The sequence below is a fragment of the Pseudoalteromonas aurantia 208 genome (assembly GCF_014858725.1).
Classification (GTDB): Bacteria; Pseudomonadota; Gammaproteobacteria; order Enterobacterales; family Alteromonadaceae; genus Pseudoalteromonas; species Pseudoalteromonas aurantia.
The window spans coordinates 1-18,774 of sequence record NZ_AQGV01000012.1 but is presented as its reverse complement, the minus strand read 5'-3'; the positions used below and the strand labels follow the sequence as shown (position 1 = coordinate 18,774).

Genomic DNA, 18,774 nt, shown 5'->3' with positions numbered 1-18,774 from the left:
TAGCCCTTTTTCTACGACTATACTCATTAATGAAAGTAGTCTTAAAAGGGCCTGCGAGTGAATAGTTTTCTTTTTTCTAATGAAACACTAGATGAACCAAGTAACCAAGAGCAAAGGAGCGGGTTTTGGGATATTCTCGTTGTCGATGACGAAGAGGACATACATCAAGTAACAAAATTGGTGCTGTCTGATTTTAAGTTTGAAGATAAAGCCCTGCGTTTTCATCATGCATATTCGGCACAGCAAGCCATGGAGATACTCCAAGGGGAAGATGATATTTCGGTTGGTTTAATCGACGTTGTAATGGAAAGTAACCATGCTGGCCTTGACCTAATTAAGTACATTCGCAACGATATTGCTAATCATGATATTAGATTGATATTGAGAACGGGCCAACCAGGTGAGGCTCCTGAAGAATCTGTCATTCGAGATTATGATATTAATGATTACAAAAACAAAACGGAGCTAACCGCCGTTAAACTGAAGACTCTGCTTTATTCAGCACTACGCTCCCACCGTGATATTCAAACAATTGAAAGACATAAGCTTGGTCTAGAGCGTATAATCAACGCATCTTCTTCTTTTTTACAATGTGACAGTGTCAGAGATTTTGCGTCAACGATTCTAGCTCATGTGTCTGATGTATTAGGACTCCAAGACAATGATATTTACTGCGCTGCCGCCGTCAATAACCAAAAGCAATCTGCTACAAAGTTTAAATTACTTGCAGCGTCTGGAGAAGGAGTTGAACCAAACTCAGATGTGATCCCTGAAAGTGTTAAGAACCTATTTATTGAATCTCATAATCGTAAGACATCCTGTAAAACACATCATGAATATATTGGTTATTTTCCATCTCGATGCGGTGGTGAAACAATGCTATATGTGAGTAAAGAGTCTGCTTTACAGCATACTGACTTTCAGTTACTTGAATTCTTTTCAAACAATATTGCTTTAGCATATGACAACTTAAAGTTAAGAGAAACGGTAAAAGAGTCACAAAAAGAACTATCGTATATTTTAGGTGAAGCCGTTGAAAAGCGTTCGAAAGAAACCGGTTCGCACGTAAGACGAGTAGCTCACTATAGTATGCTACTCGCCCAACTTTATGGATTAGGTGATTACCATTCTGAGATTATTAAGCTGGCTTCCCCACTACATGATATTGGAAAAATTAGTATTCCAGACAATATTTTAAATAAACCAGCGAAGCTCACCGCAGATGAGTGGCAAATAATGAAAACTCATGCTGAAATTGGACACGAAATTTTACAAAATTCTGCCAATGAAATTTTACAATGTGGTGCTACAATTGCTCATCAGCATCACGAAAAATGGGATGGTAGTGGTTACCCTCAAGGTTTAATTGGCGAAAATATTAACATTGTTGGTAGAATTACCGCACTGGCAGATGTATTTGATGCATTAGGTAGTAACAGATGTTACAAAGCAGCCTGGCCTTTGGAAAAGGTATTAGCGTTAATACAATCTGAAAAAGCAAAACAGTTTGATCCTAAGCTTGTTGATTTATTCATGCAAAATATTGACCAGTTTATTGCGATAAGAGATAGTTATCCTGATTGATTTTTGTAAGCAAAATGTAAAAATTTCACTTTAGTTTTCTCTATATTTGTATTAGTATTAGGGAAAATCACACAAATTCTGTGTATTGATGAAATTAAAAGGAATTTCGAATGAGATTTGAACAACTTGAACAGTTTGTTGCGCTCGGTAGTCTTCGTCACTTTAGGCAAGCTGCGGAACAAACACGGATCAGTACTTCGGCACTGACTCGTAGCATCCAAACTTTAGAAGATGAAATTGGCTGTGAATTAGTTAAGCGCTCGACTCGCTCTGTGAAGTTAACTGAGCAAGGTGAGTTATTTCTAAATTACTGTAAAGCCACACTTTCAGAGTTGGAACTAACTAAGAAAACAATTAAACAGAGTTTATTTGGCCGAGATCAACAAAAGCTAGTTGTTGGTTATACGAATAAAGCGAGTGCGATTGTTCCCATGTCTTGCGGTAAATTTTTAGCTGATTACCCTAATGTTAAAGTAGAAATGCAGCTGCAAGACGAAAATGAGTTAACAAGGAAATTACAATTAGGGGAAATTGATATTAGTGTTTATCTGCAAAGCGCTAGTAACGTTATGAGCGATATACACCTGCCTGATCAGCTTATTTTGTTTGTCGCAAAACATCACCCGTTGGCATCTAAAGATAGTTTGAGGCGTTCGGAATTGTCAGAATACCCGATGTATGGCTGTTTCTCTCAGCTCAAACAAGTTCAAACTATGCTAAATGAAGCGGTTGAAGGCTTAAATAAGTCGACTAGTATGAAAATTGGTAATATAGACCAAGTCATCGAAGGTCTAAAAAGCTCAAACCACTTTGCAATAGCAAGTATTGAGCATTCTAAAACAATTGCACAAGATCCTAATTTAGTATTACTTAAAACAAATAAGGATGTGGACCACGAACAGCTAGTGGTTCAAACGAATCATCACGTAAGTGGAGACAGCCATATTAAGCACTTACTAGAGCTAATAGAACAAACCGCTCAGGCTCAATCTTGTACTACGCAATAATGGCATTGTAATGAACACAAGAGAGCTATATCGGCTCTTGTTGTGTTCATTAATAATATAGATGCATAAATGAAAGGGTATCTCAGAATAACCTGAGTAGCATAAAACAACTCAACGTACGATGTTACACTGCCATAGAAGTGGCGAGGCCAACAAAAATTGCCATGCCTACATAATTATTATTTAAAAACGACTTAAAACAAGCAGTACGGTCACGCCCCGTGATTTTTCTTTGCTGATTAACAAGCAAGACGCCCGCCAAGAACAAACCGACCCAATACGCCAAACTCAGCGCTTGTGTATAACCAACATATCCCATGATAGCGACATAACAACTATTTAACATTGCGATCCAATGCCTATCTAACGAACCAAATAGAATAGCTGTTGATTTAACACCTATTTTAACATCGTCATCTCTATCAACCATGGCATACATTGTATCGTAAGCTACTGTCCACACTAAATTGGCAATAAATAGTAACCAAGCTAACGTCGGTACGACATCGTTAGTCGCCATAAAAGCCATTGGAATTGAGAAGCTATAGGCCGCACCTAATACAACTTGTGGTAAATGCGTGAATCGTTTCATAAACGGGTAACAAGAAGCCAATGCTAGCGCAACCAGAGACAATGCAACGGTCTTAAGATTCAACTGTATTACCAGTAAAAATGCAATAAATATCAGACCCGTAAATAGAGTAAGCGCCTCCCCTGCTTTTATAGCCTTCCTCGCTAACGGCCGACCTGAAGTTCTTTGCACAGCGCCATCTACTTTTCGGTCCGCAAAATCATTAATAACACAGCCCGCACTGCGCATTACAAACACCCCTAAAGTAAATATAATAAGCAATGACCACTGTGGTATGCCATTATTTGCAATCCAAAGTGCACACAGTGTTGGCCATAACAATAATAGTGTACCAATGGGTTTATCTAACCGCATTAGTTGCTTATATTCCGGTATATTTTTTACTTTGAGTACATTGAATTGCATCTTATTCTCCCGGTAAAAAGATTTCACATACCATTACTTGCGCGTCACTTTTAGTAAATACTCTACGTCGCGCATAAAGTTGCTCTGCCGCCTCATTATGCACTCTTGATAAGGTAGAAAATGTACTTCCACTTTGAAAAGTACAGACATCTAACTGAGACCGTAGCCAGCTATCATCGCAAAAAAGTACTTCACCCAACGGCGTTTCACCTAACCCACTTACGCCCACCTGATAAGCTGCTTGCGTTATCCAGCTTTGTGCATACACTTTCGGCATATCGTCACAATACAATAACACTTCACGACACAATACCTTCTGCACGTCACCGTTAAATATCGCAATATGACTCTTTGTAGCAGGTACCCACTTTTCAGAAAGCACCTTGACACGAAATTGCTGACATTGCTGTTTTAGTAATGAAGTCAATGAACCTTGATCAAATAGCAAGTTTGCGATTGAGGGCGGCACACATTGTAATTCAGCAGCACTTTGCCAAAAATAATCTATGGAAAAAGGATATTCAAACACAATAAATCTTAGCCTAATATACGACGGGCGATATCATACCACTGAGCGCTGAAGCAACAAAGAGAGTTAGTTTTTTAGAGTGATATTTACCACATATCTGTAAATATCTCTTAAATAAGTATACACTTACACCTCGAAAATAGATTAATTGAACTTCTGGGATTTTAAATCGTTATGAAGATGTATGCTTGTTTCGTTTTTATGTTCACACTCCTACTTAGCCCAATCAGTGCTAAAGCAGAGTCCACTGTGGGATACTTTGGCTTCGAGCCGGACATAATAACCAATTATATTGGCCAATCAAACAAAAAGCTGGGTTATGTGAGGGTGACCGTCGACCTTATGCTAAACGACGTATCAAATATTGCGATTGTTGAACATCACACACCATTATTGCGAGACGCTATTGTTCAAATATTAAGTAAAGAACCAGAAGAAACTATAAAATCACTCACTGGCCGGGAAGAGATCCGTATGCGTTGCGCTGAAAAGTTAAAAGGCCTGCTGAATGATGAAACAGGGCAAGAAATTGTCAGAGAAGTTTTATTTACTAAATATCTTTATCATTAGTAACTTCATTTTTATTTATATTAAAGAGTATTGCTAATAACATTCCCGTTAACATGCCAAACAAATGTGCCCAGTTAGCCATATTAACAAACAATAGATCTGTAAACCCAAGTGCCATCCAAATAAGCATAAAGCCCACTACAGGCTTTTCGACCAACGCAGCTTGAGAGGGGTTACGTTGGCTATATATCCATGCGTAGCCTAGCAAAGCATAGACAACACCACTTAATCCACCAAAATTCTGATCAACAAACAAATATTGTGCCCAGTTACTTATTATTGCACTCGCTATCGAAATAGAGACTACTTGCAAAGGTCCAACGCGGTTAATCAGCTTATCACCCAGATGCAGCCACCAACCCAAGTTAAATACAAGGTGCACTATACCAATGTGAATTAAGGCAGGAGAAAGCCAAGTCATTGGTGAGCTAGGATCAAATTGAAGAAGCTGAAAAACAAAGTGAGTATCAAAAATATGAAAGCTAATAAAAATAGCAATGCAAACTACAAAGACGGATTTTAAACAACAATGTAATTGATGAAAACGTCTAATGAGGTTAAGTGAGCCCCCCTTGTACATGAATTGTGTATCAGTATCACCTGTGTGCCACGATGCTGTGAGGTATTTTTCATCATACGGATTATCAATAAAGTCTTGCCACAAAGCTTGCGCTTGCTCATGTTGGGCCTTTGGCACCCAAACTTGAACGTACCGACCATCATGGCTTTCTAAAACAACAGCAACCCCCTGGCTTTTAAAGTAATCGGCCGCGCCTTGTACCGCTCGAGGGTTATCTGAAGTACCTATTAGAATCATTTTTTCACAACATCTGGGAGATCAGCGGCCCACTGAGTAAAACCACCATCCATGCTATAAACATCTTCAAACCCTTGCTCTACCAAATAGTTGGCAGCGCCTTGAGAGCTCACGCCGTGATAGCATACAACAATAATTGGCTGCTCAAATTCTTTCTCTTGCATAAAGTGGCCAATATTTGCGTTAGACAAATGCTCTGATCCTGGTATATGGCCATTCTCATAACTATTTGAGTCCCGAATATCTGCCACAATGACATCATCACGTTTAAGCATTTCGTGGGTTTGCGCAACTGAAATATTTTTAAATGACATACATTACTTCTCTAAACTTAAAAAGACGACCAAAGCCGTCTATAACTCATGGTATGACGTACATCACGTCCAATTTAAAATAACTTTCCCAGACTGACCAGATATCATCGTATCGAAGCCTGTTTGGAATTCATCAATATGAAATTGATGTGTAATAATTGGATTTAAATCTAAGCCAGACTGGATCAGACTGGCCATTTTATACCATGTCTCAAACATTTCTCGGCCATAAATCCCTTTAATTACAAGCCCTTTAAAAATAACTTGATTCCAGTCTACTGCCATATCTGACGGTGGAATACCCAGCATCGCGATTTTTCCACCATGATTCATATTATTGAGCATGCTGTTAAATGCAATAGGCACACCTGACATTTCTAAGCCAATATCAAAGCCTTCTGTCATACCCAGTTCTGACATGACATCTTCTAGCTTTTCTGTGGCGACATTGACTGCTCGGGTTGCGCCCATTTTCCTTGCCAGCTCCAGACGATATTCATTTACATCCGTAATGACCACATGACGAGCACCCACATGCTTAGCAACTGCCGCAGCCATTATCCCAATTGGTCCAGCTCCTGTAATTAATACATCTTCACCCACTAAATCAAACGATAATGCGGTGTGTACTGCATTACCAAATGGGTCGAAAATCGCAGCCAATTCATCCGAAATATTATCTGGGATTTTAAATGCGTTGAAGGCAGGGATCACCAAATACTCAGCAAAAGACCCTTCTCGGTTTACTCCCACGCCCGTTGTATTGCGACATAGATGTACTCTACCTGCACGGCAATTACGACAGTGTCCACACGTAATATGCCCTTCACCCGATACGCGGTCACCAACTTGGAAACCACGAACCTCTTGACCCATCTCCACAACTTCACCAACATACTCATGGCCAACAACCATTGGCGTTGGAATAGTATTTTGAGCCCACTCATCCCATTTATAAATGTGAACATCCGTACCACATATCGCAGTTTTACGGATTTTTATTAATAGGTCGTTGTGGCCAACTTCTGGTTTTGGCGCATCTGTCATCCAGATCCCAGGTTCAGCCTTCAATTTCGATAACGCTTTCATACTTTTCGCTCGTTAAAGAGGAAGCATTCGCCTCCCCAATAGGTTTAAATAACGTCCAATTCTTTACCAATACGAATAAACGCATTAATTGCGGTGTCTAGCTGCTCTTTAGTATGCGCGGCTGATATTTGCGTTCGAATACGCGCCTGACCTTTCGGTACAACTGGGAATGAGAATCCAGTGACATAAATACCCTCATTAAGCAATTTATCGGCCATCGCAGCAGCTATTTTCGCATCCCCCAACATCACAGGGATTATTGCATGATCCTTACCCGCACACGTGAAACCAGCCGCTTCCATTTTCTCTCGAAAATAGGCTGCATTGCTCCAAAGTGTATCACGTAACGCTTGACCATCTTTAAGCATATCTAATACTGCGATAGACGCTGTAACAATCGATGGCGCGAGTGAGTTTGAAAACAAATATGGGCGTGAACGCTGACGTAACCAATCAACCATTTCTTTCTTACCCGCTGTATAACCACCAGAAGCACCACCAAGTGCCTTCCCTAGTGTTCCGGTTATAATATCAACCCGGTCTAATACTCCGCAATACTCTGGCGTACCACGGCCATTTTCGCCAACAAAACCTACCGCATGTGAATCATCAACCATCACTAACGCGTCATATTTATCCGCTAGATCACACACCGCCGCTAAATTACAAATAACCCCATCCATTGAGAAAACACCATCTGTTGCAATCAACTTTGTTTTTGCACCAGCCTCGGTAGCTGCAATTAACTGCTCTTCAAGCGCCGCCATATCATTATTGGCATAACGGAAACGTTTTGCTTTACACAAACGAACACCGTCAATAATCGATGCGTGATTAAGTGCATCAGAGATAATTGCGTCCTCTGGACCTAGAATTGTTTCAAACAGTCCAGCATTCGCATCAAAACACGAAGAATACAAAATGGTGTCTTCTGTTTGTAAAAACTCACTGATTTTAGCTTCTAGTGTTTTGTGAATATCTTGTGTCCCACAGATAAAACGCACTGATGCTACACCAAAACCATGGGCATCTAGGCCTTGTTTTGCCGCTTCGATTAGGCTTGAGCTATTTGCTAGGCCCAAGTAGTTGTTCGCACAAAAATTAATGACTGAATCACCTGATGATACAGCTATTTCAGCTTGTTGAGAGGATGTGATCACTCGTTCATTTTTGTATAAACCTTCAGCTTTAACTTCTTCAAGTTGCTGCTCTAACTGGCTATAAAAGGCCGATGCTCTCATTTAGAGTCTCCATTGGTTGCACGGGTTACCCATAATGAATCAACTTGGTGTTTGCTTAATTCACTACAGCTAATATCAAATAGGGATGTATTGTAAAAGTTTCAGAGCGTAATTGCACGAAGTGTGATTATCGTCCACCGTTCAGTAAAGTAAATATTTATGAGATGGAAGACAGAATACTGGGCACTTTATCCAATGATGAACATACAAAGTCAGCTGTTTCCATGGTTGCTTTATCAAACGCTTGACCTGACTCAACCAATATGGCAGTTTTTACTCCAGCGCTGCGAGCAGCTTGTATATCAGAGACTTTATCCCCCACCATAACACTGTTTTCAACCTTAATATCAAACTCATTAATCGCCTGCATCAGCATGCCTGCCCGAGGTTTTCTGCATTGACAATCAACCAAGTACTCTGGTTCAGCTTTACTGGGATGATGTGGACAAAAATACACTTTACTGATTGCCACACCATGCTTAGCAAACTCCCCACACATCCACTGACTTAATACATTAAATTGAGCTTCGGTATAATAACCGCGACCAATCCCTGATTGATTAGTCACAACAACAATAATATAGCCTTGCGCAATGAAATACTGACATGCCTCAAAGACCCCTTCAATAAACTGAAAATCTTCTCTTTTATGTACATACGCATGATCAATATTAATAACACCATCACGATCTAAAAAAATAGCTTTTTGACTCATAACACCCTTATAACCTTTCAGTATTTACAACATGGTCAAACATGGTAACAACCTGTTCAGTGCTGATCTGTGACATTAAGTCAGCGCCTTTAACTCTTGTGCCCCATGGCAGTTGCTTCGCAGTTTTCTTTTTTTGCTTAAATAAATTGTTGTGATAAACCTCAACAACATAGTCTAAATATAAATAAGGCCCGGTACGTTGTGGATTCGAATGTGCGTATAACCCAATCACTGGTGTCTGAACTGTCACCGCCATATGAGCAGGTCCAGTATCTGGCGCCAAAACTAGTTTTGCTTGCTTCAAAACACACAATAATTGCTTTAACTGCGTTTTTCCGACTAAATTAAGAATAGGACAACATGCTTGACTGACTATTTTATCTGCCAAAGTCTGCTCCAATGTCGTTGGACCACCAGTGACTACCACACTAAACCCTTGCTTGTGTGCGTGTTCAGCAACTTTTGCGTAGCGCTCAGGTAACCAATTTCTTTCTTCTTTACTTGCCGCAGGTGCAATCACAAAAACTCTACCTAACTCGCATAAAAGCTGACTTGCCACACTTTCATCCTCCACCGAGTAAGGCATTTCCCAACTCGGGATACCGCATTTTGCACCAATTGCTCGAGCAAAATTCTGAAAGCCTTCTAAAACATGAGGCTCGCTTTGTGCTTGTATTCGTTTATTAATAAATAAGCCGTGTAACTCTTTGCTACGATGTTTATCAAAGCCAATTTTCTTCTTAGCTGGAATGCATCTGGCTACCAAATTAGCCCGTAGGGCAACTTGCATATGCAGCAATACATCAAATTTTCGGCCTTTAAAACACGCTTTCAACTGGTTATACGCGGCTTTCCCTTGCTTCTTATCAAAAATAACAAACTCGATACCTGGCAAGCCCGATAGCAACATGGCTTCAACCTTTCCTATTATCCAAGTAATTTTTGCATGTGGGTGAGCCGCTTGAATATCTTGAACTGCGGAGACTGCATGGCAAACGTCACCGATAGCCGATAATCTTAAAATACAAATTGAATTATATTGATCTGTCACACTTTTCCCGCAAGATAAACCTCATTTAGAATCCGATCTTAAATTATTCACATTGCTTTGCAAGTTTATAGCGAGGTAAAAACGCGATACACTACCTCCATCTAAGTTTACTTTACCGCTGATATGCACATTAATGATACAAAACAGGGGTATATATTAAGCCCTGAATACGTTGAGCCCTCTTTCCCTGCTAAATACTTTGATGCGAGTTATTGGCAACAAAAAAACGCGATTGTAGGCACCAAAGAAGGACGCGCTACTGCTTGGTTTTTTAAGCATAACGACACCGTTAATGTGCTCAAACATTATTGGCGAGGCGGTATCATAGGCAAAATATTATCTGACCAATATATTTATACGGGGTTAAAAAATTCTCGTGTTTATCGCGAATTTTTACTTATGTGTGAACTACAAAAACGTGGTTTAGCAGTTCCTCAACCAATCGCAGCCAGAGTAACGAAATCTCTATTAATATATCGTGGAGATTTAATTACTTCCGCCATACCTGGTGCGATTAGTTTATGCGAGTTGCTACAGACACAGCCGCTTACAGATCAAAATCTTAGTGATGTTGCTTTAACTATCGCCGAGTTTCATAACGCAGGGGTTTACCATGCAGATTTGAATATCAACAATATCCTCTTTGATGATAAGGGGAAGGTGTATCTTATCGATTTTGATCGCGGTGAATTAAGAAAACCAGCTTTAGACTGGCAGAACAGTAATATAGAACGGTTACAGCGCTCTCTGCACAAAGAGGCCGGCAAATGGCCGACCTTCTACTTCACTCCTGATAACTGGGTATCATTTCACACCCATTATATGGATGCCCGACATCCATAAACTCTTATTGAGTTGACTGCGCTTTCTTAATAATATTTGAAGTAGAGCAACCATTTAAGAAATCAAGCACCTCAACTTTTCCTCCGGTACTCAGCACATGATCGGCACCAGCGATTTCAGATACCTTATAATCACCACCTTTGACCAAAACATCAGGGCTGAGTCGTGCAATCAGTTCTGCTGGCGTATCTCCTTGTGCTTCACTGCCAAAAGGGATTACCCAATCAACCGAAGCCAATGCAGATAGTACCATAGCCCGCTCATCTAAAGGGTTTATTGGCCTATCTGAACCTTTAAGACGTGATATAGACTCGTCATTATTCAAACCGACAACTAGCCTATCACCCATCGCTTTAGCTTGTGCCAAATATTTTACATGTCCCGCATGTAATATATCAAAACACCCATTGGTAAACACAATACGCTCACCATTTTTTTGTGCGAGTGCAATATGTTGATGCACATCATCATAAGGAGTTTGATAGTGCTCGCCATTCTCAATTAAGTACTGCCCTAGCTTGCGACTTAACTCTTCGGGCGTTACAGTGGCAGCTCCGAGTTTACTCACTGCAATGCCTGCAGCAATATTTGCAACTTCCACTGCATCTTTCGCAATCATACCGGCCCCCAACATCGTTGTCAGGGTTGCAATTACTGTATCACCGGCACCAGTTACATCACTCACTTCTCTTACTTGAGCTGAGAAATGATGTTTTTCTGAAGCACTAATCAATGACATGCCTTGTTCTGAACGAGTTAGCAACATTGCTTCAATGCCTGCTTCTTGTAGTAGCTTACGAGCGCTCTCAGTTAATGTCTCTTCAGAATCAACAATGCCCCCAGCTAGTTTAAATTCATTAAGATTGGGTGTAATGAAGTCTGCACCGCGATATAAAGCAAAATCAGATGACTTAGGGTCAACAAGCACTGTTTTTCCTGCGGATTTTGCAACGGCTATCATTTCTTGAATAGCCGACAACGCCCCCTTATTATAATCTGAAAATAAAATATAATCATATTCATCAATGACTTCCTTCAGTTTACTCAACAGAAAACGACTATGTGTATTTGTAAATGTCTCTTCTAAGTCTAACCTTACAACTTGTTGATGCCGGCTGATGACTCGCATTTTAGCGATCGTTGGCAGCGCATCAATACTCACTAACTGCGAATGTATATTTTCAAATTGCAAAATACGCTCTAGAGTTTGACCATTGTCATCCTTACCTATCAACCCGAGTAATCCCACTTTTCCATCTAAATGTGCCACATTCTTAGCAACGTTTGCAGCGCCCCCAGCTTTGTCTTCTAGGCGACTCACTTTAACAACGGGTACAGGGGCTTCAGGGGAAATTCTACCGGTATCTCCTAGCCAATAACGATCAAGCATGACATCCCCAACGACTAGAACACGTGCTTTATTCAGATGTTGTAAGTTGGCTAAATTCATTATTGCAACTCCGCAACCAACATATCCACAGCTTCACATAACCAATGACCAATAAACATATGAGCTTCTTGAATACGCGCTGTTTCATCATTACGAATTATAATTGGTAACTTCGCAATACTTTTTACTTCACCACCATCTCGCCCCGTCAATGCCACAGTGAACGCACCTAACTCATTGGCTGCTGCCAGCGCCAAATTAATATTGGCGCTCGTACCGGATGTTGTTAAACCAATCACTAAATCTTCTTTTTTACACAAAGCTTGAACTTGACGCTCAAATACCGTATCGAAGTGGTAGTCATTGCTATGCGCAGTTAAAATAGACGTATCTGTGGTTAGCGCTATTGATGCCAGCGGCCCCCGCTCCAGCTTATATCGAACGACAAATTCGGCAGCCAAATGTTGCGCGTCTGCCGCACTACCACCGTTGCCGAACCAAATAACTTTACCACCTCGAGCCAAAGCACTTTGGCATGCATTCAATAGTTGCATCACTTCTTGATGATAATCAGCCATTGTATTGAAAACATCTTGATGACGTTGCAAAGAAGCTAAATAACTTTGTTCAACATGTTGATTTTTCGACATATGAGTTCCTAAATCACCGCTATTGGGCTTAATTCTGTAAATAATATCCGTGAACTACCAGTATACATTGACTGATAACCAAGTATAGCTCTGTCCAAATACATCCTTACCTACAGCCAAAGTAGTCTCAACCTGCTTTTTGGCAATGCTACGACTATTGCTAATTTGCAACTCTTGACCCACTTCATAATCCTCCCCTTGTTGACCAAGCTCATTTAAATAACCACTTTTATTTTCAATTCTAGTGTATTTCGCTCGCCACAAAGAAGTGAAGGATTCACTATAAGTAACATCAATAACATGAGCTTGAGATGGTGCTGCATCGCCAAACTTTCGTTGATCACCAATAAAACTCCCCATGACAGCTCCACCAATTGAATTCCCGTAAGTCGGATATATTTCATTCACATACCAAAGGCTGTGCTGATTTGAATACTCATAACGCAACGTACTTTGAGCTGTTAATTTTGGAAGATAAAAACCAAGATTGGTCGCGGTGTTACCAAATTGGTAGTTTTTGTGGCCTTTAGTATCCTCTCCTCCATATTCTATATACCACTCAACTGGCAATACTGTCGTTGTCCGTAATGTACTTGTAAAAGTTACCCATTGGTCTCCTAATTCTGCATCCCTACTACCAGTAAGACCCGAATTATCATTTCCTGCTGGGTCAAAATAAGCTTTTAATACATCCTTAACATTAACTTCGCGAGGTCCACCTCCGAATTGCATCATTCGATTTAAGCCAATTTTCCAACCATCTATCGGCTCTAGGCTAAAGTGTGTACCAGCCAGCTTTGGTCTGCCACTATGTAGCTTTCCTTCATATAAGATGCCATTTTCTACATGTTCCGACTCAGCATAAAAAAGCTCAAAGTCAAAGTTCCACCAATTTTTCAATGGTGCAATTAACCCAATAGATACAGAAGGTAGCGGTTTTGCATTGTTAGAGTAAACTTGGGCAAAGCTTTTAAACGGTGAAAACCAATGTTCTTTATATCCTAAATTGAGCTGAAAAGTCTCACCGCCTAACGCGTAAAAGGTATTATACGGGATCAAATCTCCTGCTTCGACTCGGTAATCAATGCCGACTTGTAATAGCGAACTTTCACTGCCTCGCCAAATACCTTCTAGTGACAGTTCCGCATATTCACTAGAGGTATTACTTCTCTCATTAGCTAATTTAACTTTTTCTCCAGAATCAACTCTCAATTTGACACCCTGACGGGTAATGTCATCTTTACTTGAGTAGGGCTTCAAACGCTTCTGAATAACATTATATAATGCTCTATCAAGACTATAGAGTTTTCGCAGCGCAGAATGTATTTCGCTTAAACGATATGGTTTTGCCATTGGTGTACCATGTGTTAAAGCAAACATCTGGTCAATTTGATACTCTAAAATGACATCTTTCCCAATTGGTAAATATGCCGTTGGTGCTGAAAATGCATAGGTAGAGAGGAAAAATAATATACCAGCAAAGAAATACGTACTTTTAGACTTCATCTTTTATCAGTGTTTTTTGAAATATACCTATATGGTAACAAAGTTATTTTGTGGGAGCACGACTCTAAAGTGTGTAAATTTGTTATTAGATTTTAATTCTTACACAATTCACAGTAAAATGAGTTTTTATATTTACCATATGTGACTCATGATACGCCTTTTATACAGCTGCTTCCTTTATATACTCAGCCCATTTATAGTCATTTATCTATACCTAATAAGAGGGCATAAAACTCCTACTTATCGGCTGTTTTTTTTAGAGCGCTTTGCTCTTTCTTTGAAGTCTTTACCAAGAAATGCCGTCATTTTCCACTGCGCATCAGTAGGTGAGGTGCTCGCAGCGACGCCATTAATAAAAGCATATATAAAACGCCACCCGAACGACTACATTGTAATTACCTGCAACACGCCTACTGGTCGCCAACAAGCTACTGATAGCCTTGGGCAACATGCAAATATTTGTTATTTGCCATTTGATTTTTGGCATTGTAGTAAACGCTTTATCAAAACCTTACAACCAAAACTACTGATCATATTAGAAACTGAACTTTGGCTAAACCTATTAGCACAAGCTAACAAACAAGCATGCCCGACTGTTATTATCAATGCGCGTTTGTCTGAGAAATCGTTGAAAGGCTATCAAAGAGTCTCTCCCCTCGCCAAACGACTTATGAAAAGCATAGATCACTTAGCATGCCATAATGAGGAAGATGCAAAGCGTTTTATTACTCTGGGTCTTGCTAGGCAGAAAGTAACCGTAACAGGGTCAATAAAGTTTGACATCCAAATAGATTTTGATGTTCAGTTAAATGCTAACGCCTTAAAAGCACAGCTTGCGGACAGACCTGTATGGGTTGCAGGTTCAACTCACCCAAAAGAACATGAAAAAGTACTTTTTGCCCATCAACAATTATTAAAGAAAAACCCAAATGCTTTGTTAATTATTGCACCTCGACACCCAGAACAGTTTCAATTTGTTGCAGACATACTCAATCAACAAGCATTCTCTTTTACTAAACGTAGTGAGGCTTTAGAGCCTACAAAACAGGTTTTGCTGGCCGATACTTTGGGTGAGCTAAAAATGCTCTATGGCTGTGCGGATATTGCTTACATAGGTGGTAGTCTTATTGAAAGAGGTGGGCATAACCCGCTTGAAGCAGCGGCTTTCGCAGTTGGTGTACTTACAGGGCCTTCAACTTACAACTTTTCTCACATCTACCCAGACCTACTCTCCAACAAAGGTGCACTACAAATTGATCATGAACAACAGCTTAGTGAAGTTTTAATTAAGCTATTCGATGATTTCGATACTCGAACGTTGCTGGGTCAAAATGCACATGCATGCCTACAGAAAAATCAGGGCGCAATTCCTAAATCTCTTGATTTATTAACTTCATTACGCACATCAGAGGAATTAACATGACCACACCTATTAATGCCATGCAGAACTGGGTCAGCTCTGTTATCGTTAAATTCAACTTTTGTCCATTTGCAAGACAAGAAGTTGAGCAGAATAAAATTTACTACCAACCATCGAGCAGTATAAGTCATGATGATGCTGTCATGGATATGCTTGAGCACTGCGTTCAACTAACACAAAACCCAGAAAGAGAAACAACCTTGTTGTTTTTTACACAAGGGTTTCAAAACTTTGATGATTTCTTGAATCTAGTCGATTTAGCGAATGCTATGTTATGTGTACAAGGTTATGAAGGTATTTATCAAATTGCTAACTTTCACCCTAATTATGTATTTGCAGACAGCGAAGATGATGACCCTGCAAACTATACTAATAGGGCTCCCTACCCAACTTTGCACCTAATTCGAGAACTTAGTATGGAGCACGCGCTTGATAATTACGATGATCCGGAAAGTATTCCTGAAAACAATATAAAACTCACACGCAGAAAAGGAAAGAGCTTCTGGCAGAACTTGCTCACCGATTGCCATAATAAAGGTGTAAGCAAGTGACCATATAGGCCACTTATTACTGCTTGTAGTACAAGGTAATTTGCTTGTACTATGATTCTCTTTCGAAAAGTACTCGTGTTGTAAACTTACTATTCCTGCGAAGTGCACTAATTACACTCAGCGAAATAAATTGTAGCCTAGCTATAATAATTGCCATTTCATTGATATGTATTTCGAGGCGTTCCTCGAACTCAATAATAAGACGAATCACCGCCTGACGTCAGTTTTGAATCGGCATTTTCCATTTCTTGCTGGCATCTTTTATCGCAAGAAAAAGCATTTTTCTCGCTGAATTATCGCTAGGAAATATTTTACGCTTTTTGATCTCTTTCTGATTACACTATTGAACAATTCAATCGCGTTAGCTGTGTAGATAGCCCTGCGGATATCTTCAGGGTAGTTAAACAGCGTATTCAGATTCTGCCAATAGTTATGCCATGACTTTGCAATTTGCGAATATTGGCTGTCCCAGATGTTGCCGAAGCGCTCCAGTTCACGTAAGGCTTCATCCTCTGTAACTGAACGATAAACACGCTTTAAGTCAGCGGTGACTGCCTTGTAATCTTTCCACAAGACATATTTCGACAAATTGCGAACCATGTGTACAATACGCAGCTGGATGTTAGTTTGAGGAAAACGGTATTGATAGCATCAGGGAAACATTTAAGGTCATCAGAATATGTCTTCCATCCCACGCTGTTGAAGTTTTTTCAGTACGTTTAACCAGAACTTAGCACCTTAGTTCTCGGCGATCCACATACTCGTCAGCTCTTTATGGCCTTCGATATTGATACCCAGTACTAAAATAATCGACTTGTTGATAACCCTTTTGTCTTGACGAATTTTAACGACAATACAACTCAGGTAAACAATAGAATATATCGTATCCAGTGGGCGTGATTGCCACTCGATAACTTATTCGATAACCGCATACGAGAAACAAGTGTCGGCGATATCCCAGAACCATACCATTCATCAAAAGCATTAACGATGTCACGAATGCCCACCTTGTGCGTACAGCTAGAGGATTTTATCGGCCATAGACGTGAAACGGGTTTGGTGCTTTTTGACCTATTTGGGTTCAAAAGAGCTTTCGCAGTCGTGAGGGGTATCGAGTTCAAAGTCGCCACCTTCAGTTTTAACCCGTTTGCTGTTCTTGCCATTGCGACTAACAGTCGATGTAGATTGCCTATGTTTTTCGTAGCCTAGGTGTTTTATCCATTTCAGCGCTCAGTGCCACTTCGACAATGTTCTTTTTCAACATCTGACTAGTTTCGTTTAAGTCCTCAGGAGTTTTAATACCTTTGGCCGCTGCCTATCCTTAACTCACAATAGAGTATGTGATGATAAACAGTTACACAAAATTAGTTACCGTCCCCAAGACGGGGTTAAAGGTCTATAAATACACCTCTTTCTTGCCCACTTTTATAGATCCTGACCTGCGTCAGGAAGACAATAAGGTCGGATTACCGTGGGACTCATCTTCCTAAACGGGTTTCAGGGTCTATAAATATGTTTCTCTTTCTTTCTTACTTTTATGGTTCCTAAGCTGCATGTTCAATCACTCTGTATTAATAAAAAATGTGAAGCGTTCAAGACCAAGTAACTACCTTATCAATTGCCCTACGAGTGACAATATAATTATCAGTAGGGCACATCCACCCGCACGCCAAATATAAACAACGTTAATTTCTTTCTTAACCCAATAATCATAGAGAAAACGCGAAAAGTAAGTTGCCGACACCCCAAATAAAGCAAAAGTCACTAATAGTAGTAATAGATAGTACGGCACATCAACCCTTACATATACCTAATCAAGCCATCATCATAAAGCCATTAGCGCTACGATGTACATACTTAGATGTGGATACTTACTCTATATTAGATAAATTGTTAGCCTGTATCACCGCGACATTTCGGTGTTTTATAGACATGCAGAGTTCTCAATCTGCGACAGAAAATCGCGAGTATCGTTTTTGGGGGAGTTATACCTTGAACAAATACGCAGTAATATATGATTTTAAGCCTCGGGGTAGCACCCACCGCACATTCTCACGATAAAATATCATCTTTGTAATTTATGAAGAACGGTGCCTAGTACGTAACTTATATATCAGTCGTAATATTTCACGATTTATTTAAACGAGATTCCAGCCAAGTGATCATGACCTGCGTCAGGAGGACAATAAGGTGTGAGTAATAAAACCCCCGTCTCTAAATACAAAGCTTCGTCTCCCTGAATTCATTTCAGGGTCTGTGGCTTTTACAGCATGCTATTCATAGTGACCTAAAACCCCCTTTCTAACTTCTGCTCTCCAAGTCACTTTTCCTAAACCCCAAACGCAAAAAACCCGTCGCATCTCTGCAACGGGTTTCTCTAATTTAATGCCTGGCAATGTTCTACTTTCACATGGCAACTGCCACACTATCATCGACGCTGTTTCGTTTCACTTCTGAGTTCGGCATGGGGTCAGGTGGGTCCAAAACGCTATTGTCACCA

The 18,774-nt window shown here is 40.1% G+C and carries 18 protein-coding genes, 1 rRNA gene and 1 pseudogene; 6 read left to right on the top strand and 14 right to left on the bottom strand.

Annotated features, from left to right (window positions below):
- Nucleotides 1–57 precede the first annotated feature (57 nt).
- Nucleotides 58–1,584, top strand: a complete 1,527-nt coding sequence (locus PAUR_RS04200; protein WP_192506569.1) for a DUF3369 domain-containing protein — start codon at nt 58–60, stop codon at nt 1,582–1,584.
- A 110-nt stretch (nt 1,585–1,694) separates the two neighbouring features.
- Nucleotides 1,695–2,591, top strand: a complete 897-nt coding sequence (locus PAUR_RS04195) for a LysR family transcriptional regulator (RefSeq protein ID WP_192506568.1) — start codon at nt 1,695–1,697, stop codon at nt 2,589–2,591.
- A 124-nt stretch (nt 2,592–2,715) separates the two neighbouring features.
- On the opposite strand, the gene ubiA is transcribed toward PAUR_RS04195, so the two are convergent.
- Together ubiA and PAUR_RS04185 are read right to left on the bottom strand one after the other, a co-directional pair.
- The gene (gene ubiA / locus PAUR_RS04190) at nt 2,716–3,588 is read right to left on the bottom strand and encodes a 4-hydroxybenzoate octaprenyltransferase (protein ID WP_192506567.1); all 873 of its coding nucleotides are present in this window, start codon (nt 3,586–3,588) and stop codon (nt 2,716–2,718) included.
- Nucleotide 3,589: 1 nt separating this feature from the next.
- The gene (locus PAUR_RS04185; RefSeq protein WP_192506566.1) at nt 3,590–4,117 is read right to left on the bottom strand and encodes a chorismate--pyruvate lyase family protein; all 528 of its coding nucleotides are present in this window, start codon (nt 4,115–4,117) and stop codon (nt 3,590–3,592) included.
- 201 nt (nt 4,118–4,318) lie between these two features.
- On the opposite strand from PAUR_RS04185, the gene PAUR_RS04180 reads away from it, so the two are divergent.
- Nucleotides 4,319–4,687, top strand: a complete 369-nt coding sequence (locus tag PAUR_RS04180) for a flagellar basal body-associated protein FliL (RefSeq protein ID WP_404821670.1) — start codon at nt 4,319–4,321, stop codon at nt 4,685–4,687.
- Here PAUR_RS04180 and glpG read toward each other — a convergent pair.
- The 6 genes from glpG to PAUR_RS04150 form a co-directional block, all read right to left on the bottom strand.
- Complete coding sequence (gene glpG / locus PAUR_RS04175; protein ID WP_192506565.1) at nt 4,668–5,504, bottom strand: rhomboid family intramembrane serine protease GlpG; 837 nt, start codon at nt 5,502–5,504, stop codon at nt 4,668–4,670. The two genes, PAUR_RS04180 and glpG, sit on opposite strands and share 20 nt — an antisense overlap.
- Nucleotides 5,501–5,818, bottom strand: coding sequence for a thiosulfate sulfurtransferase GlpE (glpE, locus tag PAUR_RS04170; RefSeq protein ID WP_192506564.1), 318 nt, complete (start codon nt 5,816–5,818; stop codon nt 5,501–5,503). Before glpE ends, glpG begins: the two co-directional genes overlap by 4 nt.
- A gap of 63 nt (nt 5,819–5,881) precedes the next feature.
- Nucleotides 5,882–6,907, bottom strand: coding sequence for an L-threonine 3-dehydrogenase (tdh, locus tag PAUR_RS04165; protein WP_192506563.1), 1,026 nt, complete (start codon nt 6,905–6,907; stop codon nt 5,882–5,884).
- A 44-nt stretch (nt 6,908–6,951) separates the two neighbouring features.
- Nucleotides 6,952–8,148 (bottom strand): glycine C-acetyltransferase, encoded by a 1,197-nt coding sequence (locus PAUR_RS04160; protein ID WP_192506562.1) that lies wholly within the window; start codon nt 8,146–8,148, stop codon nt 6,952–6,954.
- Between the two features lie 157 nt (nt 8,149–8,305).
- Nucleotides 8,306–8,863, bottom strand: coding sequence for a D-glycero-beta-D-manno-heptose 1,7-bisphosphate 7-phosphatase (gmhB, locus tag PAUR_RS04155; RefSeq protein WP_192506561.1), 558 nt, complete (start codon nt 8,861–8,863; stop codon nt 8,306–8,308).
- Between the two features lie 7 nt (nt 8,864–8,870).
- Complete coding sequence (locus PAUR_RS04150) at nt 8,871–9,914, bottom strand: glycosyltransferase family 9 protein (protein WP_192506560.1); 1,044 nt, start codon at nt 9,912–9,914, stop codon at nt 8,871–8,873.
- A 123-nt stretch (nt 9,915–10,037) separates the two neighbouring features.
- On the opposite strand from PAUR_RS04150, the gene PAUR_RS04145 reads away from it, so the two are divergent.
- Nucleotides 10,038–10,757: a 3-deoxy-D-manno-octulosonic acid kinase gene (locus tag PAUR_RS04145; protein WP_192506559.1), complete on the top strand. Its 720-nt coding sequence runs from the start codon at nt 10,038–10,040 to the stop codon at nt 10,755–10,757.
- A 4-nt stretch (nt 10,758–10,761) separates the two neighbouring features.
- Here PAUR_RS04145 and hldE read toward each other — a convergent pair whose 3' ends face one another.
- From hldE to PAUR_RS04130, 3 genes are read right to left on the bottom strand one after another with little or no spacing between them, the layout of a single operon-like run.
- A complete protein-coding gene (hldE, locus tag PAUR_RS04140) occupies nt 10,762–12,207 on the bottom strand; it encodes a bifunctional D-glycero-beta-D-manno-heptose-7-phosphate kinase/D-glycero-beta-D-manno-heptose 1-phosphate adenylyltransferase HldE (protein ID WP_192506558.1) in 1,446 nt (481 codons plus the stop codon).
- Nucleotides 12,207–12,797, bottom strand: a complete 591-nt coding sequence (locus PAUR_RS04135; protein WP_192506557.1) for an SIS domain-containing protein — start codon at nt 12,795–12,797, stop codon at nt 12,207–12,209. Before PAUR_RS04135 ends, hldE begins: the two co-directional genes overlap by 1 nt.
- Before the next feature lie 54 nt (nt 12,798–12,851).
- Nucleotides 12,852–14,303, bottom strand: coding sequence for a capsule assembly Wzi family protein (locus PAUR_RS04130; protein WP_192506556.1), 1,452 nt, complete (start codon nt 14,301–14,303; stop codon nt 12,852–12,854).
- Between the two features lie 148 nt (nt 14,304–14,451).
- Here PAUR_RS04130 and waaA point away from each other — a divergent pair, with 148 nt between their 5' ends.
- Both waaA and PAUR_RS04120 read left to right on the top strand, forming a co-directional pair.
- Nucleotides 14,452–15,726: a lipid IV(A) 3-deoxy-D-manno-octulosonic acid transferase gene (gene waaA, locus PAUR_RS04125; RefSeq protein WP_192506555.1), complete on the top strand. Its 1,275-nt coding sequence runs from the start codon at nt 14,452–14,454 to the stop codon at nt 15,724–15,726.
- The gene (locus PAUR_RS04120; RefSeq protein ID WP_192506554.1) at nt 15,723–16,274 is read left to right on the top strand and encodes a DUF1415 domain-containing protein; all 552 of its coding nucleotides are present in this window, start codon (nt 15,723–15,725) and stop codon (nt 16,272–16,274) included. The genes waaA and PAUR_RS04120 overlap by 4 nt, the downstream gene beginning before the upstream one ends.
- Before the next feature lie 261 nt (nt 16,275–16,535).
- On the opposite strand, the pseudogene PAUR_RS23965 reads toward PAUR_RS04120, so the two are convergent.
- The 3 genes and pseudogenes from PAUR_RS23965 to rrf form a co-directional block, all read right to left on the bottom strand.
- A pseudogene (locus PAUR_RS23965) lies at nt 16,536–17,129 on the bottom strand (IS256 family transposase).
- Between the two features lie 216 nt (nt 17,130–17,345).
- On the bottom strand, nt 17,346–17,492 hold the full coding sequence (locus PAUR_RS23960; RefSeq protein WP_404821691.1) for a transposase: 147 nt from the start codon (nt 17,490–17,492) through the stop codon (nt 17,346–17,348).
- A gap of 1,169 nt (nt 17,493–18,661) precedes the next feature.
- A 5S ribosomal RNA gene (gene rrf, locus PAUR_RS04110) occupies nt 18,662–18,774 on the bottom strand; the annotation flags it as partial.